5 protein-coding genes are annotated in these 5583 nt (G+C 70.8%); all 5 read right to left on the reverse strand.

Translation table 11 applies throughout. From position 1 onward, the window contains the following. Positions 1-930, reverse strand: a 930-nt coding sequence (locus AC30N0_RS19905) for an ABC transporter ATP-binding protein (protein WP_489519619.1), incomplete at its 3' end; no start/stop codon positions are given. A gap of 74 nt (positions 931-1004) precedes the next feature. Next, positions 1005-2054, reverse strand: coding sequence for an ABC transporter ATP-binding protein (locus tag AC30N0_RS19910; protein ID WP_489519616.1), 1050 nt, complete (start codon positions 2052-2054; stop codon positions 1005-1007). After that, the gene (locus AC30N0_RS19915; protein WP_489519617.1) at positions 2051-2944 is read right to left on the reverse strand and encodes an ABC transporter permease; all 894 of its coding nucleotides are present in this window, start codon (positions 2942-2944) and stop codon (positions 2051-2053) included. Before AC30N0_RS19915 ends, AC30N0_RS19910 begins: the two co-directional genes overlap by 4 nt. A gap of 25 nt (positions 2945-2969) precedes the next feature. Next, a complete protein-coding gene (locus AC30N0_RS19920) occupies positions 2970-3923 on the reverse strand; it encodes an ABC transporter permease (RefSeq protein ID WP_489519618.1) in 954 nt (317 codons plus the stop codon). A 52-nt stretch (positions 3924-3975) separates the two neighbouring features. Further along, complete coding sequence (locus AC30N0_RS19925; protein WP_489519620.1) at positions 3976-5574, reverse strand: ABC transporter substrate-binding protein; 1599 nt, start codon at positions 5572-5574, stop codon at positions 3976-3978. Between the last annotated feature and the right edge of the window lie 9 nt (positions 5575-5583).

The raw sequence follows: 5583 nt of genomic DNA on the forward strand, positions 1-5583 counted from the left end.
GCGGGCCCGGTGCACGGGGCCGAGATGCACCAGCGGCGGCCGGGTCTGCCGGCACGCGTCGATCGCAAGCGGGCAGCGCTCGGCGAAGGCGCAACCCGGCGGCAGGGCCGAGAGGTCGGGTGGCGCGCCGCCGATCGTCTCAAGCCGGTGCCCCTGTGCCAGTGCACCGTGCGCGCGGCTCTTCAGCAGCGCGATCGTGTAGGGATGGCGCGGCGCGCGGATCAGCGTGCGCGCCGTGCCTTCCTCGACGATGCGGCCGGCGTACATCACGGCGATGCGGTCGGCGACCTCGAGCGCGGCGCCGATGTCGTGCGTCACGAACAGCACCGAGAGGCCGAGGTCGCGCTGCAGCTCGCGCAGCAGGAGCAGGATCTGGATCTGCACCGTGGCATCGAGGGCGGTCGTCGGCTCGTCGGCGAGCAGCAGCTGCGGTCGGCAGGCGAGGGCGAGCGCGATCATCGCGCGCTGGCGCATGCCGCCGCTCATCTCGTGCGGGTAGGCGTCGAGGCGGCGCTCCGGGCTCGGGATGCGGACGCGCTCGAACAGAGCCAGGGCGCGCGCCCGCGCCTCGGCGTGGCCGATCGGCTCGTGGCGGCGGATGGCCTCGACGATCTGCGCGCCCAGCGTGTACACCGGGTCGAGCGCGAGCAGCGGCTCCTGGAAGATCATCGACGCGACCCGGCCGCGGAAGTCGGCCAGGGCGCGCGCGGACAGCGCCAGCACGTCGTGATCGCCGACGCGCACCTGGCCGCCGATCGTGGTGCGCCGCGCCGCGTGCAGGCGCAGCAGCGAACGCAGGGTCACGCTCTTGCCCGATCCCGACTCGCCGATCAGCGCCACCACTTCGCCGCGCCCGACCTGCAGGTCGACGCCGTCGACCGCGTGCACCGGTCGGCGGCCTCCGGTGAAGGTGACGGTGAGGCCGCGGATGTCGACGAAGGGGCGGTCGCCGCCAGCGACGCCGGTGCTCGCGCCGAAAGGATGGCCGGTCTCGCCGTTGTCGTTCAAGCGGCGGCCTCCTGCAGCGAGCGCGGCGCCGCGCTGTGGCCGCTGCCCGCCTCGTGCATGAGGCAGGCCACCGGGTGGCCGTGGGCGCCGCCGACGAGCGCCGGCACGCGCTGCGCGCACACCGGCTCGGCGTGCGGACAGCGCGTGTGGAAGCGGCAGCCCGGCGGCGGATCGATGGGATTCGGCGGATCGCCGGCCAAGGGCGCCTGCTCGGCGCGGCGATCCGGGTCCATCGACGGGATCGACGACAGGAGGGCGCGCGTGTAGGGATGCAGCGGCCGCTCGAACAGCGCCTCGCTGGCGCCGATCTCGACCACCTGGCCGAGGTACATGACCATCACGCGGTCGGAGATGCAGCGCACGACGTTGAGGTCGTGGCTGATGAAGAGGTAGGTGAGGCCGTACTCGTCCTTCAGGTCGAGCAGCAGGTTCAGCACCTGGGCCTCGACCGACTTGTCGAGCGCCGACACCGCCTCGTCGAGCAGGATCAGGCGAGGCTGCAGGGCCAGGGCGCGGGCGATGTTGACGCGCTGGCGCTGGCCGCCCGAGAGCTCGTGCGGGTAGCGCTCGGCATAGCGCCGCGGTTCGAGGCCGACCCGCGCCAGCAGGTCGCGGGCGCGCGCCACCGCCGCGGCCCGGCCGACGCCGTGCACCTGCGGCGCGAAGGCGATGCCGTCCTCGATGGTCAGGCGCGGGTTGAGCGAGGCGTAGCTGTCCTGGAAGACCATCTGGGTCTGCCGCCTGAACTCCTTCAGCGGCAGGTCGCGGGAGCCGACGGTGCGCGCGTCGAAGACGATCTCGCCGCGGTCGCGGTCGATGAGGTGCATCAGCAGCCGCGCGGTGGTGCTCTTGCCGCAGCCCGACTCGCCGACGACGCCCAGGGTTTCGCCCTTCATCACGTCGAAGCCGACGCCGTCGACCGCGCGCACCACGCCGCCGCCGCCGCCAAAGACGTCCTTCTTCAGCGGGAAGTGCTTGACCAGGCCGCGCACGCCGAGCAGCGGCGAGGCCGCGCCGCCGACATCGTCGGCCGCCGCGGCGCTCACGCCTTGATCTCCATCGCCGAGCGCAGCCCGTCGGAGAGCAGGTTGAAGGTGATCGAGGTGAAGAAGATCATCGCCCCGGGCAGCGCCGCCACCCAGGGCTGGACATAGATCGCCGTGCGCAGCGTGTTCAGCATCAGGCCCCACTCGGGCTCGGGCGGCTTGACGCCGAGGCCGAGGAAGCTGAGGCCCGAGGCCAGGATCATCGAAACGGCGATCAGGCTGGTGGCGTAGACGAAGATCGGGCCGAGCACGTTGCCGAGCACGTGCACGCGCACGATCGTGAAGGCGTTGGCGCCGGAGGCGCGCGCCGCCTCGACGAAGTCGCGGCTGCGGATCTGCGTCGTCACGCTCTCTGCGACCCGCGCGATGGGCGGGATGAACACCACCGTCAGGGAGATGAGCGAGTTGGTGATGCCGGCGCCGAGCGCGCCCGACAGGGCGATCGCCAGCAGCACCGAGGGGAAGGCGTAGAACACGTCGACCGTACGCATCACCAGCGTGTTGACCAGCCCGCCGGCGTAGCCCGCGACGATGCCGATCGTGGCACCCAGCGCGAAGGCCAGCACCACCGGCGTGATGCCCATGAAGAGCGACAGGCGCGCGCCGACCATCAGCCGGGACAGCATGTCGCGGCCGAGCTCGTCGGTGCCGAGCGGGTGGCTCTCGAAGCCGATCGGCTTCAGGCGGTTGAGCATCGAGGCGGCGTACGGGTCGGCCGGTGCGAGCAGGGGGCCGAACGCGACGAGCAGCAGCAGCACGCCGATCATCGCCCCCGCGGCCAGGGCAGTCGGGTCGCGCAACAGGCGCCGGCCGACGCTTTCCCAGTAGCCGGGCGAGCGCTCGAAGGGGAGCGCCGTCACGCGGGGTGCATCGATTGCGAGGTCGGCCATCGTGAGGCTTCCGGGCGGTAGGAGGTCAGGCGCGCGCGATGCGCGGGTCGAGCAGGCTCTGCACCATGTCGACGACGAGGTTGAGGACGACGAAGAACATCGCCAGGACCAGGATCGTGCCCTGCAGCAGCGGCAGGTCGCGCTGAAAGATGGCCGAGTTCAGCAGGAAGCCCGCGCCGGGCCACGAGAACACGGTCTCGATCAGGATCGAGCCGCCGAGCAGGTAGCCGAGCTGAAGGCCCATCACGGCCAGCGCGGTGGGGGCGGCGTTCTTGACCACGTGCAGGAAGACGCCGACATCGGTGAGGCCGCGTGCGCGCAGGCCGACGACGAACTCCTGCGCCAGGATCTCGGCGACGAGGGCGCGCACCGTCCGGGCGATGATGCCCATCGGGATCACGCTCATCGTCAGGGCCGGCAGGATGAGGTGCTTCATGTGCTCCCAGTTCCAGAGCCAGTCGGCCGAGCCGCCGGGGCCGGCGCCGCCCGGCGGCAGCCACGGCAGCTGCACGGTGAAGACGATGACCAGCACCATGCCGAGCCAGTAGTGCGGCACGCTGACGCCCAGCACCGCCGTCAGCGACGCCGCCTTGTCGACCCACGAGTTCTGGAAGTAACCGGCGACGAAGCCGAACAGCGAGCCGAAGGCGAAGCCGACCAGCGTTGCGAACACCGCCAGGCGCAGCGTGTTGCCGACGGCCTTCAGCACCTCGTCGGCGACGGAACGGCCGCTGGCGATCGAGGTGCCGAGGTCGCCGTGCAGGGCGCGCCAGACCCAGGACGCGAACTGCTCCGGGTAGGAGCGGTCGAAGCCGTACAGCCGGCGCAGCTGCTCCTGCAGCTCGCCCGAGGCGTCCGGCGGCAGGATCGAGACCAGCGGGTCGCCCGGCGCGAGGTGGACGAGCGCGAAGCAGACCAGCGCCACCCCCAGCATGATCGGCAGGGTGTAGAGCAGGCGGCGCAGCAGGAAGGCGATCACGCGTTCACCCTCCGGCCGCCGACCCGGCTGCGGGGTGCAGCCCGGGCCGGGGTCATTCCATCGTCATCGTGGCGATGTCGATGAACCAGCTGCGCGGCTGGACCACGTTCTTCACCTTGGCCGAGAGGGCCCGCGGGCCGACGTCGTGGGCGATCCAGACGAAGGGCGCTTCCTCGACGATGCGCGCATGCAGCTTGGCCAGCGCCGCGTCGCGCGCCTTGTCGTCGAAGCTGGTGCGGGCGTCGGCGATCAGCTTGTCGAACTCGTCATTGCCGAAGTAGCCCCAGTTGTTGGAGACCGGCGGGAACGCCTTGGTGCTGGTGAAGCGGACCATGGCGAAGAACGGGTCCATCGCGGCGAAGCTGACGTTGATGGCGTTGGCGCCGTTGGCCGACGGATCCTTCGCGCCCTTGCGCCAGTTGGTGAACAGCGTGTTCCATTCGATGACGTCGAACTGCACGTCGAAATGGCAGGCCTTGAGCGACTGCTGCACGAACTCGTTCATCGGCAGCGGCTGCATCTGGCCCGAGCCCGAGGCGGAGATCTGGACCTTCACCTTCAGCGGCTTGGCCTGCGAGTGGCCGGCCTCGGCCATCAGCTTCCTCGCCGCGGCGACGTCGTGCTTGATCTCGAACTTCGGATTGCCCCACCACGGATGACCGGGCGGCACCGTTCCCTGCGGCACGCCCATCATGCCGCCCAGCAGCTTGAGCAGGCCGGTGCGGTCGACGCACAGGTTGGCGGCCTGGCGGACGCGCTTGTCGAGCCAGGGCGAGCCCTCGGCGAACGACAGCTGCCACGGCCAGACGTGCGGTTGCTGGTTGAAATAGATCTTGTGGCCGCGGCCCTGGATCGACGCCATCGCGTCGGGCGAGGGCGCCTCGATCCAGTCGACCTGGCCCGACAGCAGCGCCGCGGTGCGCGCGTTCGCCTCGGGCATCGGCAGCATCACGACGCGGTCGATCTTCGGCGTGCGCTTCGGGTCCCAGTAGGCCTTGTTGGCGACGAGTTCCAGGCTCTCGCGCGGCACGAAGCGCGCCATCTTGAACGGGCCGGTGCCCGACGAGTCGGCGGCGAAGGCCGCCCACGCGGTCTTGACGCGATCGGCCGCGGCCTGGCTGGCCGGCGTCGCGTCGTACTTCTTCTGCCAGTGCGACGGCGAGACCATGAACAGGTTGGTCAGGTTCAGCGGCAGGAAGGCGTCGGGCTCGCTCGTGGTGAGCTCGACCGTGGCGTCGTCGATCTTGCGCGCCGAGCGCAGCGTCGGCATGCGCGAGGCGGTGACGCCGACCTGGCTGGCGTCGAAATGCGGCGCGTCCTTGTCGAGGACCTTGCGCACGTTCCAGACCACGGCGTCGGCGTTGAAGGCCGAGCCGTCGTGGAACTTCACGCCGGGGCGCAGCTTGAAGACCCACTTGGTCTTGTCCTTCGCATCCACCGTCCACGACAACGCCAGTCCCGGAATCAGCACGCTCGGTGCATCGCTCTTGGACAGGTCCCAATGCGTCAGCGCGTCGTACATCGGGATGCCGGTGAAGCGGTTGCCCTCGAAGCCCTGGTCCGGCTGGCCGAGCGTACGCGGGATGTCGGCCGCCGTCATGGCGATGCGGAGGGTCTTCTCCTGTGCCAGCGCAGCGCCGGAGAAGAGCACTGCGGCCGC

Source organism: Rhizobacter sp., assembly GCF_031412495.1.
GTDB lineage: Bacteria > Pseudomonadota > Gammaproteobacteria > Burkholderiales > Burkholderiaceae_C > Schlegelella_A.

What these genes read in the sequence shown, in the direction of transcription:
- AC30N0_RS19915 (WP_489519617.1), bottom strand. Translation starts at nt 2,944, where the DNA reads ATGGCCGACCTCGCAATCGATGCACCCCGCGTGACGGCGCTCCCCTTC.